At 43.7% G+C, this 19,231-nt stretch carries 19 protein-coding genes; 5 read left to right on the forward strand and 14 right to left on the reverse strand.

Annotated elements, in window-relative coordinates:
• Positions 1-2 precede the first annotated feature (2 nt).
• From AC5FX4_RS16970 to AC5FX4_RS16980, 3 genes are read right to left on the reverse strand one after another with little or no spacing between them, the layout of a single operon-like run.
• Complete coding sequence (locus tag AC5FX4_RS16970; RefSeq protein WP_493607842.1) at positions 3-1,340, reverse strand: N-acetylmuramoyl-L-alanine amidase; 1,338 nt, start codon at positions 1,338-1,340, stop codon at positions 3-5.
• Positions 1,333-1,803 carry a tRNA (adenosine(37)-N6)-threonylcarbamoyltransferase complex ATPase subunit type 1 TsaE gene (gene tsaE / locus AC5FX4_RS16975; protein ID WP_493607503.1) on the reverse strand — a complete coding sequence of 157 codons (471 nt, stop codon included), beginning with the start codon at positions 1,801-1,803 and terminating at the stop codon, positions 1,333-1,335. Before tsaE ends, AC5FX4_RS16970 begins: the two co-directional genes overlap by 8 nt.
• 2 nt (positions 1,804-1,805) lie before the next feature.
• Positions 1,806-3,290 carry an NAD(P)H-hydrate dehydratase gene (locus AC5FX4_RS16980; protein WP_493607504.1) on the reverse strand — a complete coding sequence of 495 codons (1,485 nt, stop codon included), beginning with the start codon at positions 3,288-3,290 and terminating at the stop codon, positions 1,806-1,808.
• Positions 3,291-3,302: 12 nt separating this feature from the next.
• On the opposite strand from AC5FX4_RS16980, the gene queG reads away from it, so the two are divergent.
• Entirely contained in the window at positions 3,303-4,436 is a 1,134-nt protein-coding gene (queG, locus tag AC5FX4_RS16985) for a tRNA epoxyqueuosine(34) reductase QueG (RefSeq protein ID WP_493607505.1), read from the forward strand.
• Positions 4,437-4,466: 30 nt separating this feature from the next.
• On the opposite strand, the gene AC5FX4_RS16990 is transcribed toward queG, so the two are convergent.
• The 3 genes from AC5FX4_RS16990 to AC5FX4_RS17000 form a co-directional block, all read right to left on the reverse strand.
• Positions 4,467-5,606, reverse strand: a complete 1,140-nt coding sequence (locus tag AC5FX4_RS16990; protein WP_493607506.1) for a response regulator — start codon at positions 5,604-5,606, stop codon at positions 4,467-4,469.
• Between the two features lie 76 nt (positions 5,607-5,682).
• On the reverse strand, positions 5,683-7,629 hold the full coding sequence (locus AC5FX4_RS16995) for a PAS domain-containing sensor histidine kinase (protein WP_493607507.1): 1,947 nt from the start codon (positions 7,627-7,629) through the stop codon (positions 5,683-5,685).
• Positions 7,630-7,681: 52 nt separating this feature from the next.
• Positions 7,682-8,188, reverse strand: a complete 507-nt coding sequence (locus AC5FX4_RS17000) for a GNAT family N-acetyltransferase (protein ID WP_493607508.1) — start codon at positions 8,186-8,188, stop codon at positions 7,682-7,684.
• A gap of 73 nt (positions 8,189-8,261) precedes the next feature.
• Here AC5FX4_RS17000 and AC5FX4_RS17005 point away from each other — a divergent pair, with 73 nt between their 5' ends.
• The 4 genes from AC5FX4_RS17005 (at position 8,262) to AC5FX4_RS17020 (ending at position 10,187) form a co-directional block, all read left to right on the forward strand.
• Positions 8,262-8,813, forward strand: a complete 552-nt coding sequence (locus AC5FX4_RS17005) for a glutathione peroxidase (protein ID WP_493607509.1) — start codon at positions 8,262-8,264, stop codon at positions 8,811-8,813.
• 71 nt (positions 8,814-8,884) lie between these two features.
• Positions 8,885-9,166: a peptidylprolyl isomerase gene (locus AC5FX4_RS17010; protein WP_070989863.1), complete on the forward strand. Its 282-nt coding sequence runs from the start codon at positions 8,885-8,887 to the stop codon at positions 9,164-9,166.
• Positions 9,167-9,232: 66 nt separating this feature from the next.
• On the forward strand, positions 9,233-9,826 hold the full coding sequence (locus tag AC5FX4_RS17015; RefSeq protein ID WP_493607510.1) for a glutathione S-transferase family protein: 594 nt from the start codon (positions 9,233-9,235) through the stop codon (positions 9,824-9,826).
• Between the two features lie 10 nt (positions 9,827-9,836).
• On the forward strand, positions 9,837-10,187 hold the full coding sequence (locus tag AC5FX4_RS17020) for a DUF2750 domain-containing protein (RefSeq protein ID WP_493607511.1): 351 nt from the start codon (positions 9,837-9,839) through the stop codon (positions 10,185-10,187).
• Here AC5FX4_RS17020 and AC5FX4_RS17025 read toward each other — a convergent pair.
• The 8 genes from AC5FX4_RS17025 to pilW all read right to left on the reverse strand — a co-directional run bounded on the left by AC5FX4_RS17025 (position 10,164) and on the right by pilW (position 19,137).
• A complete protein-coding gene (locus AC5FX4_RS17025; protein ID WP_493607512.1) occupies positions 10,164-10,556 on the reverse strand; it encodes a VOC family protein in 393 nt (130 codons plus the stop codon). The genes AC5FX4_RS17020 and AC5FX4_RS17025 overlap by 24 nt on opposite strands.
• A 179-nt stretch (positions 10,557-10,735) precedes the next feature.
• Positions 10,736-12,205, reverse strand: a complete 1,470-nt coding sequence (gene der, locus AC5FX4_RS17030; protein WP_493607513.1) for a ribosome biogenesis GTPase Der — start codon at positions 12,203-12,205, stop codon at positions 10,736-10,738.
• Positions 12,206-12,277: 72 nt separating this feature from the next.
• On the reverse strand, positions 12,278-13,450 hold the full coding sequence (gene bamB / locus AC5FX4_RS17035) for an outer membrane protein assembly factor BamB (protein ID WP_493607514.1): 1,173 nt from the start codon (positions 13,448-13,450) through the stop codon (positions 12,278-12,280).
• Positions 13,451-13,458: 8 nt separating this feature from the next.
• Entirely contained in the window at positions 13,459-14,079 is a 621-nt protein-coding gene (locus AC5FX4_RS17040) for a YfgM family protein (protein ID WP_493607515.1), read from the reverse strand.
• A 9-nt stretch (positions 14,080-14,088) separates the two neighbouring features.
• On the reverse strand, positions 14,089-15,366 hold the full coding sequence (gene hisS, locus AC5FX4_RS17045; protein WP_493607516.1) for a histidine--tRNA ligase: 1,278 nt from the start codon (positions 15,364-15,366) through the stop codon (positions 14,089-14,091).
• 160 nt (positions 15,367-15,526) lie between these two features.
• The gene (gene ispG / locus AC5FX4_RS17050; RefSeq protein ID WP_493607517.1) at positions 15,527-16,645 is read right to left on the reverse strand and encodes a flavodoxin-dependent (E)-4-hydroxy-3-methylbut-2-enyl-diphosphate synthase; all 1,119 of its coding nucleotides are present in this window, start codon (positions 16,643-16,645) and stop codon (positions 15,527-15,529) included.
• 6 nt (positions 16,646-16,651) lie between these two features.
• Positions 16,652-17,614 (reverse strand): RodZ domain-containing protein, encoded by a 963-nt coding sequence (locus tag AC5FX4_RS17055; protein ID WP_493607518.1) that lies wholly within the window; start codon positions 17,612-17,614, stop codon positions 16,652-16,654.
• Entirely contained in the window at positions 17,611-19,137 is a 1,527-nt protein-coding gene (gene pilW, locus AC5FX4_RS17060; protein WP_493607519.1) for a type IV pilus biogenesis/stability protein PilW, read from the reverse strand. Before pilW ends, AC5FX4_RS17055 begins: the two co-directional genes overlap by 4 nt.
• Positions 19,138-19,231 lie beyond the last annotated feature (94 nt).

Genomic DNA, 19,231 nt, shown 5'->3' on the forward strand with positions numbered 1-19,231 from the left:
AATTACGCCTTGGGAATAGTAAGCACTTGGCCTACATAAAGTATGTTATTTTTCAGTTGGTTAGCCTGCTTGAGTGCTGAAATAGACACCCCATAGCGACTTGCTAATACACTTAAAGACTCACCACTTTTTACAACATGCTGATCCGGCTCTTTTAATCGAGCAAACAAAGAGTCATCGGGCGGATAACGTTTGTAGTAGTTTTTAATGGATTTAAAAATAGCACGCGCCAATTTCTCTTGGTGGGTTGAAGACGTTAACAAACGTTCCTCTCGTGGATTAGAGATAAAGCCAGTTTCTACCAAAATAGAAGGTATATCAGGAGATTTAAGCACACCAAAATTAGCAGACTGCGGCTTTTTCTTGTGCAGCTTTGTGACCTTTTTTAGCTCGCCGACCACTTCTTCAGCCACTTGAACTGCGGTTTTCATTGAGTGGTCCATCGACATGTCTAACAGTGCCTTTGCCAAATATTTTTCATTTTCAGTGTCTTTTATCAGTTCAGCGGCGCCACCCAGAAGCTGAGAGTGCTTTTCTTTATCTTCTAGCCACTTACCCACTTCAGAGTTTGCTCTGCGCAGCGATAATACCCAAACAGACGAGCCACTCGGCCCTGGACTTGAAAACGCATCCGCATGAATTGAGACAAAAAAATCAGCCCGTTTTTCACGCGCTTTCACCGTACGTGTATTGAGCTTTAAAAAGTAGTCTCCCGTACGCGTTAGCCTCGCTTTCATGCCGGGTTGCTTATCAATCAACCGAGCTAAACGCTTTGCGATAGGCAAAGTGACATTTTTTTCATAGGTACCTGATGGACCAATCGACCCTGGGTCCTCACCACCGTGGCCTGCATCAATCGCAACAATAATGTCTCTGTCCGTCAAACGGTCGCGTTTTTTCGGTTGACTGCTGTCATTGCTATACAAGCTTGTTTGCTGTGCATACAAATCAATCACTAATCGGTTTTTATAAGGCCCAGCGGGAGCAAGCGCAAGCACAACTGGTTTCGCACTTCTGGATAAATCAAACACGACTCTCGTGCTACGTGAATTTTTTGCAGTGCTGTATCTGAGCTTCTTTATGATACGGTGCTCAACTGGGATCTCAGGCAGTGAATCCACTTTTTTGGTGTCGTTTAAATCCACCACAAGGCGTAAAGGGTTTTTGAGCATAAAATAGCTGTAGTCGGGCTTTTGTGATAAATCGAATACCACCCGAGTGCTATCTGGAGATGGCCAAACGCGCACGCCTTCCATCTTATTTTGTGCGCATGCCAAGTTACTCACAGTGAGCAAAAGAGCACACCAAATCCAATATTTAATGTTTTGGAAACTACGCATCATGTCCTAAACTATCTATGACTTTCTGTCCTCGCTGTGTCTCAGCGCTTATTGTTATTTTTCGCTGTTCGCCCTGATATGACATTTCCACATTCAAGTCAGGCGTTGGAATAAACCCAAAACCTTTCTCAGGCCACTCAATCACACAAACAGCTTGTGGGCTAAAATAGTCTCGTATGCCCATATATTCGAGCTCTTCAGGATCGCCTAAACGATATAAATCAAAATGATATATTGAGACATCATTTAACTCATAGGGTTCAACTAAAGTATAGGTTGGACTTTTTACTTTGCCCGTATGACCAAGGCCTTGCACAATACCGCGCGTCAGTGTGGTTTTACCAGCACCTAAATCGCCATGTAAAAACAACACCGCACCTTCTTTAATCAATTGACTTAAACGCGTGCCCATCGCAACGGTTTGCGCCTCGTCAGCAAGGTGAAGGCTGAAAGTATTGTTCATATTTACCCCAGTAAACGTCGAATATAAATAAATAAATCGCTGGCAAGGAGCCCTTTTTCACCGTCTTTGGCGGCAATTTGTGCAGCTAAACCATGAATATACACAGCTAAACAAGTTGCAGCAAATATCGGCATACCCTGCGCTAATAATCCGCCGATTATACCAGACAACACGTCCCCCATCCCAGCACTAGCCATCGCAGCACAGCCTGAACGGTTAATATTTATGCCACGACTATCGCCGATGAGAGAGCCCGGTCCTTTTAACACCACCGTTGCTGCGTATTGCACCACCAATTGCGTAACGATGTGGTAACGCGCATGCTCATCAAAATCGCTTGTGTCGGCTATCAAGCGCTTTGCTTCACCAATATGCGGCGTAAGCACCGCTCGATTAAAATGCAGCTCACTTTTTGCCAGCATATTTAAACCATCTGCATCACAGACAACTGGCTTTGTAAATGATAAACAAGCGTTAAAAAGACGGTGTGCCCAGTCATCTTGTCCCATCCCAGGGCCAATTACCAATACATCCGCCTTTGTCAGTAGCGCGGCTAAATCACTTTCAGAATCAACACCATGCACCATTAACTCGTAGCGCCCTTGTAAAACCATAGCCACATTATCAGGGTGAGTCGCAACACTGACCAGTCCTGCGCCACTACGTAAACACGCCTCTGCAGCCAAACGAATAGCGCCCGCCATTCCCTTGTTACCACCAACCAAAAGTACATGCCCACACTGGTTTTTATAACTGGTGAGCGCTCTTTTGGGCGCCAACTCGAATAAGCTTTTTTGCGCAAGTAATAAGGTTGAGCTTTGCACTAGTTCTGCAAATTCTTCCCCCACTTCCAGAGGCGCATAGAACAACTTGCCACAATGTGCCTTTGCAGCGCCGGTTAAACATCCTTGCTTGAGACCAATAAACGTCATGGTTATATTTGCTTCAAACGCAGCATCTGCGACTTGGGCTGAAGTACCATTCACCCCACTTGGAATATCAATACTCAAGCGTATTGCATTACTCTTCTTACAAGCTTTAAAAAGTGACTTCAGCTCTTCCGTGAGCTGCCCCTTAAAACCGGTACCAAACACACCATCAACAATGACACAGAAATTATCAAGCATTGGCCGTTGTTCGCTCATTGGTACAGCTAGCTTTAGCGCAGCATGATAAGCATTTTTGGCGTCGCCAACTAACTGTTCAGGTGGCTCAAGACTATAAACCAACACGTCTCGTCCCGATTGATGAAGTAACGCAGCCAGTACATAAGCATCGCCCGCGTTATTTCCTTTACCCGCTAAAACGAGTACGCGTTGAGCACTGACTAATTCATGATCGAAAAGAGAGAAAAGCGCCTCACCGGCAAATTGCATAAGCTGTGATAAAGTAAACCCAGCAAGTTGAGCAGCCTGCTCTTCAAATTGTTTCACTTGCTGTGCGCTGTAGGCGACTTGTGGTAAATTAGCGGTGTATTTAGCTTCCAAGATAAACGTTCCGTGACTACAGATAGTATTAATTATATTGAACTGGCCAAAAAAATTAAGCAATGGGGTAATGAGCTAGGCTTCGCCGATGTCGCGATCACCGATATCGACCTTGCCAAACATGAGGCTCAGCTACAACGTTGGTTAGATAACGGCTATCACGGAGAAATGGACTATATGGCTGCACACGGTATGAAGCGTGCTCGTCCTGCGGAACTAGTACCGGGCACGCAACGCGTGATCAGCGTTACCATGCACTATCTGCCACCCGATGCAAGTTTTGCAAAAACACTCGCCAATAAAGACAACGCATACATCAGCCGTTATGCTTTAGGTCGTGACTACCACAAGCTGATTCGCAACCGGCTCAAGCATTTGGGTAAAAAGATCGCGGATGAAGTCTCTGAATTGGGATTTCGACCCTTTGTCGATTCGGCACCCGTTTTAGAAAGACAACTGGCTGAAAAAGCGGGGCTTGGGTGGCGTGGCAAAAATAGCTTACTGATCCAAAAAAAAGCGGGGTCTTGGTTTTTTTTAGGTGAGTTGTTTGTTGATATACCACTCCCTATCGATGAGCCGCAAATCACTGAAGGATGTGGGCAATGTAACGCATGCATAACCCTTTGCCCGACTGGTGCGATTGTGGAGCCCTATGTAGTTGATGCACGTAAATGTATCTCTTATCTTACTATTGAACTACAAGGTCCAATCCCCGAGCAGTATCGCTCACTCATAGGAAACAGAGTGTATGGTTGTGATGATTGCCAGCTCGTTTGCCCTTGGAATCGCTTTGGTCAATTGACCAAAGAGCCGGACTTTGCTCCTCGTGCTGCCTTGAAAGACAGGACATTACTAGAGCTGTTTATGTGGGATGAACAAACCTTTTTGAAAAATACAGAAGGAAGCCCTATTCGACGTATCGGCCATGAAAGGTGGCTACGCAACCTCGCTGTCGGACTAGGCAATGCGCCTTTTAGCCCAGAGATTGTTAAAGCGCTCGAAGCGAATCTAGACTCAGCTTCTCAACTGGTAGCAGAACACATTCGTTGGGCAATCGACCAACAAACAGCAAAACAAAATGCTGAAAACCGAAAGCATAATCGCTTAATACGCATTATCGAAAAGGGCTTACCTAGAGATGCATAAGGTGCAAAACACACTGCACCTTCAGGCATTTTATGTTTCGTCTACTTTATGACTTAAAGCAGACAAGTCGGATTCTATTTCACTGAACGCCAGTTTCACTTGCACTAGTGACTCTTCTCTTGCAACAGACTTTTGAATTGCATTATCAACGTGTTGATAGATGAAAAGCTCCTGATCCTCATCGAGACCCATGGTTGGGATACGATGCTCAAATTGCTCTTGTAACTTTCTAAAAACCTTTTCGTTTTGCTTGCGATTATTCTCCAAAAGTTGCAGCAAACATTTGAATTTACTATTGATCATCGCTATCGCACCATTCAAATTTTGTTGCTGCGAACGCAATTCATTGCGCGTCATAATGGCCAATAACTGTTGCTCAGTCACACTCACAATAAAACAAATATGATCTCTGATACGACCATGTTTCTCATTGTCGTCTTCGGGCATATTCAATATTAGTGCACTGATGTTATCGTAGTTAACTAAAATGCGATTAGTAAATTCGTGTAAGCGCCCTTTCGATTTAAGTATTTCGAAAAGCTCCAGCACTATAGGTGAACATATGCCAGAAGTGGCGTAATGTAGCCTATCTTCCTCAGCTCGAACTTCTAAGTTACAGCTCAAACCAAAGTTTGATAAGCAGTTTATGAGTGCGTTTGCAAGATTGGGAATATTATCGATTGAACCAATATGTTCAATATAATTCACTATTTGGCCCATTTCACTGCTGTTGGCCATCGCGCTAAACGCAGTGGTTGTGGCGTCTTCCACCTGTTGCTCTAAAATATCTTTTTCCAACAGCATTTGACCCAACTTTATCAACTTAGTCGTCAATTCGCCTTGTCCGAACGGCTTGACGATGTAGTCTTCAGCGCCCACCGCATAGCCTTCCATTCTTTCTTCAACAGAGCCTCTAGCAGATACAAACATCACCACTATGTGGCTCGTTTCTGGGTTGGCTTTGATAGCTCGACATACTTCATAACCGTTCATTTTAGGCATGCTGACATCGAGTAAAACCACTTGAGGATCAAACTCTTTAAGCATGTCTAAGCACTCTGGGCCACTACTTGCAGTTTTTAAGTCAAAGTCTAAGTCTTCAAGAATTTCTTCGATAATTTCGAGGTTGAATGGCTCATCATCCACGGCGAGAACACGTTGCAGTGCCATACACAAACTCCTTCTAAAAAATGGTTACCTAAATTAGTTATAGTCTTGCTTTTAACATTGCGCTAATTATCATCAACTAATGATGATTCAATGGGAGTTCAATATGCATGATTGCCCCCTTAGGCTCATTGTTTGTTGCCCAAATACAGCCTTTATGAAGTAGCACAAACTCTTTACAAATGGCTAAGCCTAAACCGGTGCCACCTGCGCCGCTATTCGTTGTACTACTTTGTACAAACTTTGAAAATATTTGGCTTAACTCATCTTCTGGAATACCAACACCTTGATCCCGTATCTCAATTTTAACTTTGCCTTCTAATTGCATGATAGCGATGCAAATATGCCCATACTCAGGGCTAAACTTAACAGCATTCCCCAGTAGATTTCTCATCACCTGATTGATTTGTTCTTTATCACAGGAAGTGAGCAGCGAGCTTTCTGCACATTCAAGTTGAAATTCTATATGCTTAGCCAACGCCGATCCTGATACGTCATCGATACCCGTTTTAATGATACCAACCAAGTCATGTGACTCAGGGGAGAATGGAAATCGACCCGCATCCAATTTGGATAAATCCAACAAGTTGTTAAGTAACCTTAATAAACGTTCGCCACTGGTTTCTATTCGGGATAGGTATTTCTCTAGCTTGTCTATTGGCACTTCACCCGCTTCGAGCTTTTCGATACCGAATCTAGCAAAACTTAAAATTGAGTGCATCGGAGTGCGAAGCTCATGAGACATGTTTGCTAAGAATTCTGATTTGCTGATGTTCGCCGCTTCCGCTGCTTCTTTTGCTTTTTGAAGTTGTGCGGTTCTAGCTTGCACCTCCGCCTCAAGCACCTCTTTCGCTTCCTCTAATACCTGCTGTTTTTTCTTAAGATATGTGACATTTTTTAAAATGACAGAAAATGCTAATTCACCATGATGATCTATTTCATGAAACGTGCCCATAAGTGGGATGGGCGCTTCTTCAGTGGGAAGTAAAAGCTCACAATCAAAACTTCTTCCACCTTTTAATTCAAATATCTGCGCTTTCAAATTCGCGACTGACTCTCGGTCAAAAATGTCAAATATTGAACTAGATTGCATCTGCTCCGGTGATGAGTGGAATAACTCAACACATGCATCATTGCCCTCGATAATGTTGCCATCTCGCGTAAACAACATAATGGGGTCCGGCGTATGTTTGTATATCACGCGTAATAGGCTATCGCGCTCTATGAGCGCATCCACGGTATCTTGCAGGCGCTCGACAAGCTCTTGGTTATGCCTTTTCAACAACTCCGTTTGCCAAAGTTTATGAAGGGACTTAAGCATGTCTCCATCGTCGAACGGACTTATCAAAACATCATCTACTCCTTGTCGAATAGCCTGTAGCATATCCACCTGATCCGCTTTGTCTGTGAACAACAAACAACGACAATTTGGGTTTAGTAGCTTGAGTTCTTTGAATAGACTGATTGCTGACTTGTCATGCGAGTGAAACGCGCTAATGAGTACATCGATGCTTTGCCTTTGAGCTTGAGCCAACGCTTCAGCGGTAGTGCTTGCTGTGTATACATGCAGTTGCGCACCAGATAAACTGGTGGCCAACTTAGCCAGTCGCTCAAGAACATCATCAACAATAAGCACAGATGGTAGGATAATGCCGTGCTCGCCACCTATTTCAAAAACCCGCTCTAGTAAATTGGTAATTTCTTTGTTTGAGAAAAAAGGATAAACAACAATGCCATTAGGTAGCACTTTATTGAACTGACTAAACAGTTCAAGTTGCGCTGCATTATCAGGTTTGGGTGCAAGTAAAATGAGTTTTTCATGCTGGCGTAATTCTGACAGCAAATCCAAATATCGATTGGGGATACCATTGGCAATGGTGATTGCATCATATTGTTCGAAATCAGTGACTTGGCTGAGCATTCGATAATGGATGTGCTCTACATCTCCGCCTAGAAGTTCAAATAACACCTTTAAACGCATTGCCAGAACACTGTTACTGTCGATGATCAATACTTTGTTAGTCATGAGTCTACATGGTTTTGTCCTTGCATTTACCTAGTGTAGACGAGATTTTAAATTATGAGTTTGTACAATCCTCAATCAAAGACTTTCCCATAATAGTTAGGCTGAAGTGTTGTTTATCCATACAGGCTATATTGGGTAGCTCTCCCCATTTAACGTAGCCGTGACGCTCAAATAATCGAATACTCGGTTTGTTGTGGCTAAAAATAAAGCCGAGAATATTTGAAATTTTAATACTCGGGGCATGGGTGTGAGCGAACTCTAGTAGTTTATTTCCCAATCCCTGACCTCTAGCACTTTGAGTGATATAAATACTGATCTCACATGTGCCATCATAGGCTGGGCGCCCATAAAATGATTTAAAACTGAGCCAAGCAACTACCTGCGCTTCATGCTCGAAAACAAACAAGGGCCGCTCATCGTGATGCGCATGAAACCACTCAAGTCGTTTTTCCACCGTAGTGGGCTCAGTGTCAGCGGTGACCATCCTACTGGCTATCGTCTCGTTATAGATCTCCACAATACGCTTGAGATCGCTTAACTTGGCTCGTCTAATTGTCATATCACCATAAAACCTGATCGTCACACTGAATAATGGCGTATGATAAGTGAAGTTAATATTTTAAGGAAAGCAGATGTTTAAAAAATCATTAAGTCTGTCATTGTTACTAAGTACTTTAATCTCTAGTGGCAGTTTATCTGCGAGTGAATGTAACGATTTTACCAACGTCGAGTTACGTAAGCTTCGCTCTGAGCAAAAGATCAATCTATGCGACTTTAAAAACAAGCCTTTGCTCATTGTAAATACAGCAAGCAACTGTGGCTTTACCGATCAATTCAAAGATCTCGAAGCTCTCAATCAAAAATATAAAGAACAAGGTTTGGTTGTTTTAGGCTTTCCATCGGATGACTTTTTTCAAGAAGAAAACGATGAAAAAGAGACCGCTAAAGTGTGCTTTGTGAATTATGGCGTTACCTTTACTATGTTCGCGACTTCTGAAGTAAGAGGCAGTGATGCGAACCCCATTTTTAAACATTTAAACGAGCAAACGAGTTCACCAAACTGGAATTTTTATAAATATCTCGTGTCAGCTGACCGTAAAACAGTAAGCCGTTTTAACAGTCGTACTAAGCCGCTATCGGAGGAACTCACTACTGCGATTGAAAAAGCACTGAAAGCGAAATAGTGTGATTTTGGCACTCTTGTATTAGAATAAAAAATACGCAATAAAAATAACAGGCGAATATTGGAGAGTGTATGACGGTTGCAAGCGCAAGACATATCTTGGTAGAAAGTGAAGCCGAGTGCTTAGATTTGAAAGCACGCATTGCTGCGGGCGAAGACTTTGCGGAACTAGCTAAACAGTACTCAAGTTGTCCATCAGGTCAAGATGGCGGAGCACTTGGAGAGTTTGGTCCAGGTATGATGGTGCCCGAATTTGATAAAGTGGTTTTTTCAGCGCCTATTAACGAAGTACAAGGCCCGGTGCAAACACAATTTGGTTTTCATCTACTTGAAGTGACAAGCCGCTCGGAGTAATTTAGCATTTATTGGAGAAGCCGCTACATGCGGCTTTTTTTGTATTTATGATCACAAGGATTTTTTATGCAACTGTTTGGTTCCAACACTTCCCCATACGCTCGACGCATTAGAATGTTGATCGCACACCACAATCTTAACATTAGCTACCAACACCTAGACATCTTTAACGAGCAAGACAGAGCGACGCTGGTCGCTAACAATCCAGCAAGAAAAATCCCATTTATTGTTGACGGTGAACATCGCATATGCGACTCAAATTTGATCCATCGATACCTTGTCGACAAGTTTTCGTTACCGCAGTTGTCATATTGGCAAGAGAATCAGCTAGTACAAATTAATGCATGTAATGATTCGCTCGTAGAGCTACTGTTATGTAGCCGCTCAGGCTTTGATACACAAAGCGATGTAATATTTTTTAACTTACAGCGCGAACGTATCGATGCGGTACTGACTGAACTTAATACACAATGCACAAAAAGTGCGTTTTTAGACTGCGACTATCTCAAGATCAGTTTATACTGCTTGCTAGATTGGATTGAATTCAGAAGCTTAAGCGATCTTAGTCAATACAGTGAGTTGCAAAGCTTCCTAAAAGCGCATCACTCACTTGCAGGTAGTGAAGCTTCTGATCCTAGGATTCAACCGCCAAACTTTTAAGGTAACCGCAATGAGCGACATCGAAATAGAATCAGAATTAGTCACCTTCGTAGAACAAGTTCGTTTGAATGCGCAAATTTGGGCATTGGGTGCGGACGATGGTGGCGTAGTAGTTGTTGAGTCTAATCAATTTGAAGAGACGGATGTGCTACTCGTTTGGGACAGCGAACAAAAAGCAAAAGCACAATGTAAAGAGGAATGGCAGGACTACACGCCCATTGAGATTTCTTTGGACGAGTTTTTAGATGAATGGGTCGAAGATTTGAATGAAGACCAAGCATTATTCGGCTTAAACTGGAATGATGACAACGTTTGCTTAGAGATTGAGCCTGTTGGCTTAGCGCGTGCGCTCGTTGACTAACGCCACTAAAGTCCCTTCTATTGCACGTACATAAGCTTGTGCGTGCTCACCTTTTGCATTGGGTGGCATTAATGGCTCCGCGCCCGCAATCACTGCTTTATCGTAGCTTTCACTGACATTTTGACAACATAAAGTGAGTTCAAACCCCAGTGCCGGTTGTTTAGGTTGGGCACGAATATAACTTTGCTTAAACTGCGCCTGAGCCAATGGATGATTGGCAAATGCTAAGATCACTTCACCTGTATCTAACTCACCATAACTGGCATTTTCATTGAGCGATAGCGTGCTCAAGCCAAATGCTTGATAGTAAAAATCGAGCACTTCTTCTACGTTATCAACGTATATGATTGTTTTTGCAAACCGTGTCATAACTCACCCAGATAAGAAAAAGCAGCATACTAAGCATAAAGTCAAAAGTGGGCAAAATACAACCGGTAGTATAAAAATTATCAGTAAAACAATTTCTTAAAAGAGATGCACTAGGTAGAAAAGCATAAAAAACGGCACTGTAAAGTGCCGCCTTTTATCAATTTGCATAAAGGTTATCGCTACGACTTGTTGCGATTTTCTTTAGTAAATGCCCTTAATTTGCGCTTTTGCGATAAAGTCATTTTATTGCTGCGACCAGCGTATGGGTTGTCCCCTTCACGGAACTCAATCTTGATTGGTGTCCCCATGATATTCAATGCTTTACGGTAGTAATTCATCAAATAGCGTTTGTAGCTGTCAGGTAAATCATGCACTTGGTTACCGTGAATAACGATCCTAGGCGGATTGTAACCACCAGCGTGCGCATATTTAAGCTTAACGCGACGACCTCGTACCAATGGTGGTTGATGGTCAGCTTGCGCCATATCCATAATTCTACGCAGCATTGCTGTACTAATACGCTTAGTTGCCGACTCATAAGCTTCGTCAACCGATTCAAACAGGTGGCCAACGCCCGTACCGTGCAGTGCTGAGATAAAATGCAAACGCGCAAAATCAATGAAACCAAGACGACGGTCAAGTTCTGACTTAATACGCTCTTTCACGTAATCATCAAGCCCATCCCATTTGTTCACCGCAATCACCAGCGAACGTCCAGAGTTTAATGCAAAACCAAGTAGGCTTAAATCCTGATCAGAGATGCCCTCTCTTGCATCTACAACCAGCAATACTACGTTGGCATCTTCTATCGCTTTGAGGGTTTTGATCACTGAGAATTTTTCAACTACATCACTGACTTTTTTACGCTTACGTACACCCGCAGTATCAATAAGAACATACTCACGCTCATTACGAGTCATAGGAATGTAGATTGAGTCACGCGTGGTACCCGGCATATCGTACACAATCACGCGCTCTTCACCCAAAATACGGTTAGTCAGCGTAGATTTACCTACATTTGGGCGACCAATGATAGCAAGTTTAATTGGCTTATCTTCAAAGCCTGTTTTGCCATCTTCAGCGTCTTCACCTTCGAGGTATAGATCCGCTATCTCGCTGTCGTCTAGCGCAATATCATCATCTTGCTCTGCCAGCTCAGCGATCACTGGTTGAAGTGTTAAATCAAGTAATTGAGTTACACCTCGGCCATGTGCAGCCGCGATTTGGTGTACCTCACCCAAAGCGAGTTGATAAAACTCAGCGCAGCTAGAGTCAGCATCAATACCATCCGTTTTGTTTGCAACCACAAAACATTTCTTTTGTTGCTTACGCAAGTGCTGCGCAATTGCTTGGTCAGCCGCATTCATGCCGGCTCTTGCATCGACTAGAAACAAGACAATATCGGCTTCCTCAATCGCCAATAGCGATTGTTCAGCCATTTCTGTTTCAATGCCTTCTTCAGAACCATCGATACCGCCTGTATCAACCACAATAAACTCGTAGCCATCATAGTTGGCTTGGCCATATTTGCGGTCACGTGTCAGACCTGGAAAATCAGCCACAAGAGCATCTCGAGTACGCGTTAAGCGGTTAAACAGTGTGGATTTGCCCACATTAGGTCGCCCAACAAGAGCGATCACCGGAAGCATAGACTACCTCTTTAATAAACAACAAAAGGCTTCGCAATGCGAAGCCTTAACATACTTAACTTACATTAAGTGTTATGGAATTTTTACTGCGCTCACTTCACCATCACGGGTGTATAAAATCAGCTTGTCGTCAGCCGTGATTGGTTGAACAAAAAAGCCTGAGCTATCAAACGATTCTCTCGCAACGAGTTGACCCGTTTGTTTATCCAACCAATGTAAGTTACCTTCTTGATCGCCAACTGCGAGATAATTACCCGCGACTGCAGGTGCCGTTAAATACCATCCTCTCAGTGCAGGTTGGCTCCAACGTTCAATACCTGAATCTTTATCTAAAGCGTAAATCACGCCTTCACTGTCAACCAAATAGATAACATTTAACTCAATGGTTAAATCACGGTAGCTGCTGTATTCACGTTTCCATACAACATTGCCACTACGCACATCAACAGCAACTAAGTTACCATTATAGCCGATTGCATAAGCAAGTGAGCCACTCACAACCGGTTGCGTATCAACATCAACCAAACGTTCAAACTCAGAAGCACCCTCTGCAAGTGATACATCGGCACTCCAAGCGGTATAGCCATTTTCAGCAATTAATACTGAAAGCTTGCCACTTTCCTCGCCAAATAATACCCCGCCATTGCCTGCTGTCGGTGAGCTAAGTCCGCGAAGTGTCAGTGCTGGCACTTCCTGCTCATGGCGCCAACGTTCTTCACCCGTGTCAGGATGCAGGGCCAACAGTTTACCAGAGCCTAGGTTCACATACACTAAACCGTCACCTGCTGCAGGTGATGACAGCGCTTCACCCGGTACATTTTTACGCCAGACTATCTCGCCCGAATCTCTGTTTAAGGCAATGACTTCACCATGCTCAGAACCAATATAAATATTGCCGTAAGCCTGCAAGATACCGCCCGAAAGCTTAGCACTATCGTTATCTTCCCAAGGCCAAAAAGCAGGGTCTTTACGAGTGTCAGTCTCCCACAGCGTTTTGCCCGTCTCCAAGTTCAGCGCTTTAACCACACCATATCGTTCTGCAACGAAAACAGTGTCTTTGTATACCGTTGGACTTAATCGAGAAAAATAGTGCTCAACACCACTGCCGACCGACTCTTGCCAAACAACCTGTGTTTCGAATTGGTTATTAATTTCAGGTAACACCAACTCTTCTTCATCACTCGATGAACATCCCAACAACGACGCCATACATAGCGCCAAGGTGGCCATACTAAGCTTTCTCATGACGACTCCTAGGCTGCAGGTTGCGCTGTAGCTAAATCGTCTAACTTAATCTTTAGCAGGTTGTTCGCACCATCTTTAGACGCATCCAAAGCAGCTTGGTACTGTACTTTCGCTTGTGCTTTATCACCTTTCGCTAAGAACACATCGCCTTTGATTTCGGCAACTTGTGCTTTAAAACTCTCTGGCATTGGTTTGTTTAACGTTGCAACAGCCGTATCAAATTGCGCTTGCGCAAGTTGAACACGAGCAAGGCGAATTAAAGCCGTTGCTTTTAACTCTTCACTTTTTACGTTATCAGCAGCCCATTGTAGTTTTTGTGCTGCAACATCAAGCTGCTGCTTGTCAGCCGCTTCTTTTGCAGCAACAAATGCAGCTAACACCGCATAGTTAGAATCTGCATTCTCTTTTACGAAGCTTTCGCTTGCGGCAACAACATCATCACTTTCTACAAACTTGTTGTAAGCTTCAGATGCGGCTTCTGCTGTGTCGATTTGATGTTGGTTGTACGCTTTCCAGCCATACAAACCACCAAGACCAATCACGATGCCCAACGCTAAAGACACGCCATTTTCACGAAAAAATCGTTTTATTGCTTCGGCTTGTTGTTCTTCTGTTGAGTAAATTTCCATTCTAACCTCTTATGCTACCAGCGCTTGTAATAGAGTTTTAACCTCATCCAACGACACTGTGATCTGTTCTTTTTGTTCTCGCAGATATTTCACTGTTACTTTACCTTCGGCTAGCTCATCTTCACCTAAGATCAACGCCACCAAGGCATCGCTTTTATCTGCGCGCTTTAGTTGTTTCTTAAAATTACCGCCACCGGCGTGAACCATCACGCGTAGTCCAGTCACATCATTGCGTAGCTGTTCAGCAATAACAGGCGCTTGAATACTCGCTTTATCTCCCATTGCTGCAACATATACATCCGCATTACGGCGGATATCACCTACGCATTCAAGTTCTTGAAGCATGAGCACTAAACGCTCTAGACCCATCGCAAAGCCCACTGCAGGGGTTGCTTTACCGCCTAATTGCTCAACGAGTCCATCGTAACGGCCACCCGCACAAACTGTACCTTGTGCGCCGAGACTATCTGTTACCCATTCAAATACGGTACGGTTATAGTAATCTAAGCCGCGAACCAGCTTGTGATTAACTTGGTATTCGACGCCTGCCGCATCTAAACGTTCACATAAATTTTTAAAATGTGCCTGTGACTCTTCGTCTAAGTATTCAGATAACTTAGGTGCGTCAGCTAATAGTGCCTGCACATCCGCATTTTTGCTATCAAGCACACGTAGTGGATTACTGTGCATACGGCGCTTGCTGTCTTCATCAAGGCTATCAACATGTTGCTCTAAGAATGCCACAAGCGCATCTCGGTAAGTAGCTCTCGCTTCATTGGAGCCTAAAGAATTCAGCTCTAATGTCACGTATTGACTAATACCAAACTCTTTCCATAAACGCGCTGTCATCAAAATAACTTCGGCATCAATGTCCGCCGTTGCCATCCCAAACGTTTCAACACCAAACTGGTGGAATTGACGATAACGGCCTTTTTGCGGACGTTCGTGGCGGAACATTGGACCCATATACCATAAACGCTGTTCCTGATTGTACAGTAATCCAGCTTGGTTACCCGCACGCACACATACCGCAGTCCCTTCAGGACGTAGCGTTAAGCTATCACCACTACGATCTTCAAAGGTGTACATCTCTTTTTCTACGATATCGGTTACTTCACCAATCGAACGCTTGAACAAGTCTGTTGACTCTACAATAGGAAAGCGGATCTCTTGGTAGCCATAAGATGCAACGGTTTTTCTTAAAGTGTCTTCTACTTTCTGCCAAATTTGCGTTGTACCCGGCAGACAGTCGTTCATACCACGAACTGCTTGAATTTGTTTTGCCACTGAAATTCCTAAATAAATCTGTTTATTATCAATGCAATCGCCGCAATGAGCCCGACTAACCTAAAAATTAATCGCTCATTATACCCAAACCGGCTAAAAATGCGACCTAATGGCCAACATGGCAAGATGCACTGAGGTTCTAAAAAATATAAGTCTTGGATTACTCTACAATCTTGATATCGATTTCGCCTTGCTGCTCTTTTTTAGCAACAAAGTCGCGCACTTGTTCTTCTAACTGTGCAACGATGTTGTCGTTATCAATTCTCAATTTTTGGCGTTCACCATTAATATAAAGACCTGAACGGCGGTTAGCCCCTGCTAAACCAATATCGCTCACCAAAGCCTCACCTGGACCATTAACAACACAACCAATCACTGATACAGAAATAGGCGTGGTAATGTCTTCCAAACGCTCTTCAAGTTGATTCATTGTATTCACAACATCGAACTCTTGGCGAGAACAACTTGGGCAAGCAATAAAGTTAATGCCACGAGAACGTATTCTCAGTGACTTTAAAATATCAAAACCAACTTTGATCTCTTGCACCGGATCAGCCGCTAACGACACACGTAGCGTATCCCCGATCCCCTCGGCCAATAACATACCCAGACCAACGGCAGATTTAACCGAACCAGAGCGAAAACCACCCGCTTCCGTGATCCCCAAATGTAAAGGCTGGTCAATTTCTTTGGCCAATAAACGATAAGCGCCCACTGCTAAAAATACGTCAGATGCTTTAACCGACACTTTGAACTGGTCGAAGTTTAAGCGCTGCAATATCTCTACATGACGCATCGCAGATTCTAAAAGGGCTTCTGGTGTTGGCTCACCATATTTTTCTTGTAAATCGCGTTCTAAAGAGCCGCCGTTAACGCCAATACGGATAGGAATATTACGCTCAGCCGCAGCATCAACCACGGCGCGAATGCGATCTTCAGAGCCAATATTACCCGGATTGATACGTAAACAATCGGCGCCATATTCAGCCACTTTTAGCGCAATTCGATAATCAAAATGGATATCGGTAACCAATGGGATATCCACTTGCTCTTTTATGCTCTTGAAGGCTTCTGCAGCATCCATGGTTGGTACTGAGACACGTACAATGTCTGCCCCAGCATTTTGGATGGCTCTTATCTGGGCAACAGTGGCATCCACATCCATAGTATTGGTATTCGTCATCGACTGCACAGCGATAGGCGCACCATCACCAATAGGCACATTGCCCACGTATATGCGTGTTGATTTTCTGCGCTTAATGGGTGATTCTGAAAACATAGACGGTTACTCTGCTAACGGTAATTTAAATTTTGCTAAACGATTACGAGGTAGTGCTGATAAGTCTATCAACTGGCCATCAAGTTCCACCTCAACCACTTGATGCTTGCCAAGTACCACCGAAAAAGGTGCTTTGCCTTGCACGGTCATGATATAGCCCGCTTTTTTAATGCCAAAGGCTATGCGCTCTTCAGTCGCGTCAAAAATCTCGACCCAGCTATCATCACTAAAACGCATAATCACGGTGTTTAAGTCACCATTTTCTTGTGTTTTTGGCGCTGCCACTGACACGTTTGACTGCTCAATAGTCTGAGTTGCCACAACCTGTTCGGCTTGTTGCGTCTCCAACGCTGGCGTCTCTGGCGTTTGCTCTGTTGTCAGAGTTGATGTTGTCGCATCTACACTGTCTGCTGTAACAGCGTTATCTGCTTGTTCAGGTTCTGATACTTGTTCATTTGTTTCATCATCAACATGCTTCTCCCCTTTCTCCGCGCTACTTTCTGTAGACTGGGCTGAGTTGCTTAAAGTGCTGGACGGCGTCGGTTGGGGTTGAACCACGGTCTCAGTACTGGTTTGCCACCACCAGAGACCAGACGAGCCTATCACCAACGCTAAAATTAAATAGCTGATGATCATAAGACGATTATCGCTGGCTTCTTTTTCAGTGCGCCTTGAAAAGCTTTGCATCTTCTTGGTCGACTCAGCCGCGCTTGGCGATGACACTAAAGACAGCATCTGCTCAACATCTAAGCCCAGCAGCTGGCTATACGCTCTAACATAGCCTCGCACAAATGTAATGGGGCCAAGATCGAGATAATCATCTTGTTCTAGTTTAACTATCTGAGACTCTGTTAATTTTAATCGCGCAGAAATATCCTCAATGCTCAATCCGGCCGCACTTCTGGCCGCATGTAATGATTGTCCGAGGCTAAGTGCCTGTTCTTCCATTTCTATATTTTCTGGTTTCATAAGACGTAACTATCAGGGTCCACTATCAATATGCCATGACCTTCTCGTAAGGCCACGTCGGGCGTTAACTTATTCCATCGCATTAAGTCATCGATCAACAATCCATGCTGAGTCGCAATTTTGAGTAAAGTATCGCCAGCTTGTATCGCATGGGTGATTGCGGGATTATTCAAGTAAATCTTTTGTCCTGCAACCACTTTATCGGATTCCTTTAAATTATTCCATTGCAGCAATTTAGCGAGCTTTATGTCGTATTTTACCGACAAACTAAATAAGTTTTCACCAAATTCGAGCACATGATATGGCACTTTCGGCGTTCGCACATCCTCATTTAAAAGAGGTAAAGAATGTAATGATACATTGCGCTGCACTTGCGGCTGTTGAACTAATACGCCTGAGTTTGGTTTAAAACGCACTTCACTCGGATCTGGCTCGTAAAAACGGACTTGTCCAGACGAGTTAGATGTCAACGCTGTTTCAGTTGGTTTTTCTTGCAATACAGTGCTGGCTTGTTGCTGCGCTATGTTAGTCGCTTTATCTGAATCCGCTGTGAACTGAGGCTGCGGTTTTAAAGAAACACTCGCGCTATTCACACCTTTATCCAATTTGCTTGGCTGAGTCACGTCACTGGGCGTCTTACGCTTAATTTTAATTTGCGGTTGCATACTCATATGCGCTGGCGACTTTTGTGTGATTTTTTTAAGTTGAGCTACTCGGTATTGCTCTTTTAAACGCACAAATTCACTTTTCTCGAGCGTGTTGGCTATCAGCACTTGTGCTTGATATGAATCAGGGTAAGTTTGAATGAGTAAATCAGCTAACTTTTGAGCCTTTTGCAGATGTCCCATACTTGCGTGCAACAAATGCTCTAGTAATAAACTTCGTGCCGAAATAAAGCCTTTGTCGGCATAATTTTTTAATACCCCCAAAGCTTGATGTAAATCACTTTTAGCGTAGAACAGAGCAGCCAAGCTGATCAACGCAGATTGGCTGCGGCCGTCATGCGCAATCGCGCTGTTGAGATAGTCTTGCGCTTGGCTAAAATTGTCTTGCTTAATGGCACATAGCGCCAAGTTTTCATAACTACTTGAAACACGCAGGTAGCTTGGCACATTTATCGCTTTGAAAAACTGCTCACTTGCTACATCATACTGACCAATGCGACATAAAAACGCACCGTAGTTGTTGAGTGTATTTGGATCATTGGGCTCTAAACTCAGTGCTTTTTGATAAGCTTTATCGGCGCGCTGCGTTTCGCCTACTTGCTCATAATAATAAGCCAATGAATAGTGCCCTTGCGGTAGGTCTGGTGCAAGTTGTAAGGCTTTCTCAAGATTAAACTTAGCTTGGCTATTATTGCCCACTCTAAGGTACTGCAAAGCAAGTGTAATACGGGTTTTGGCCGCTTCTTGATTGTTTACTTCGCTTCGTACACTGGGCTTGTTACGAGTGACTGAACTCGTTTGCGTTACACAGCCTGACAGCAGGCTTACTCCCAAAAGTACACTCAACCAAGAACGCATGCACCACCTATCCTGTTATTACGCTGAGCTCTTATACTACCTAAAAGTCCTTACAATTCATCTCTTTTTTATCATAAGGACGGCTTTTTAACTG

The sequence above is a fragment of the Pseudoalteromonas sp. ATL1 genome (assembly GCF_058933015.1).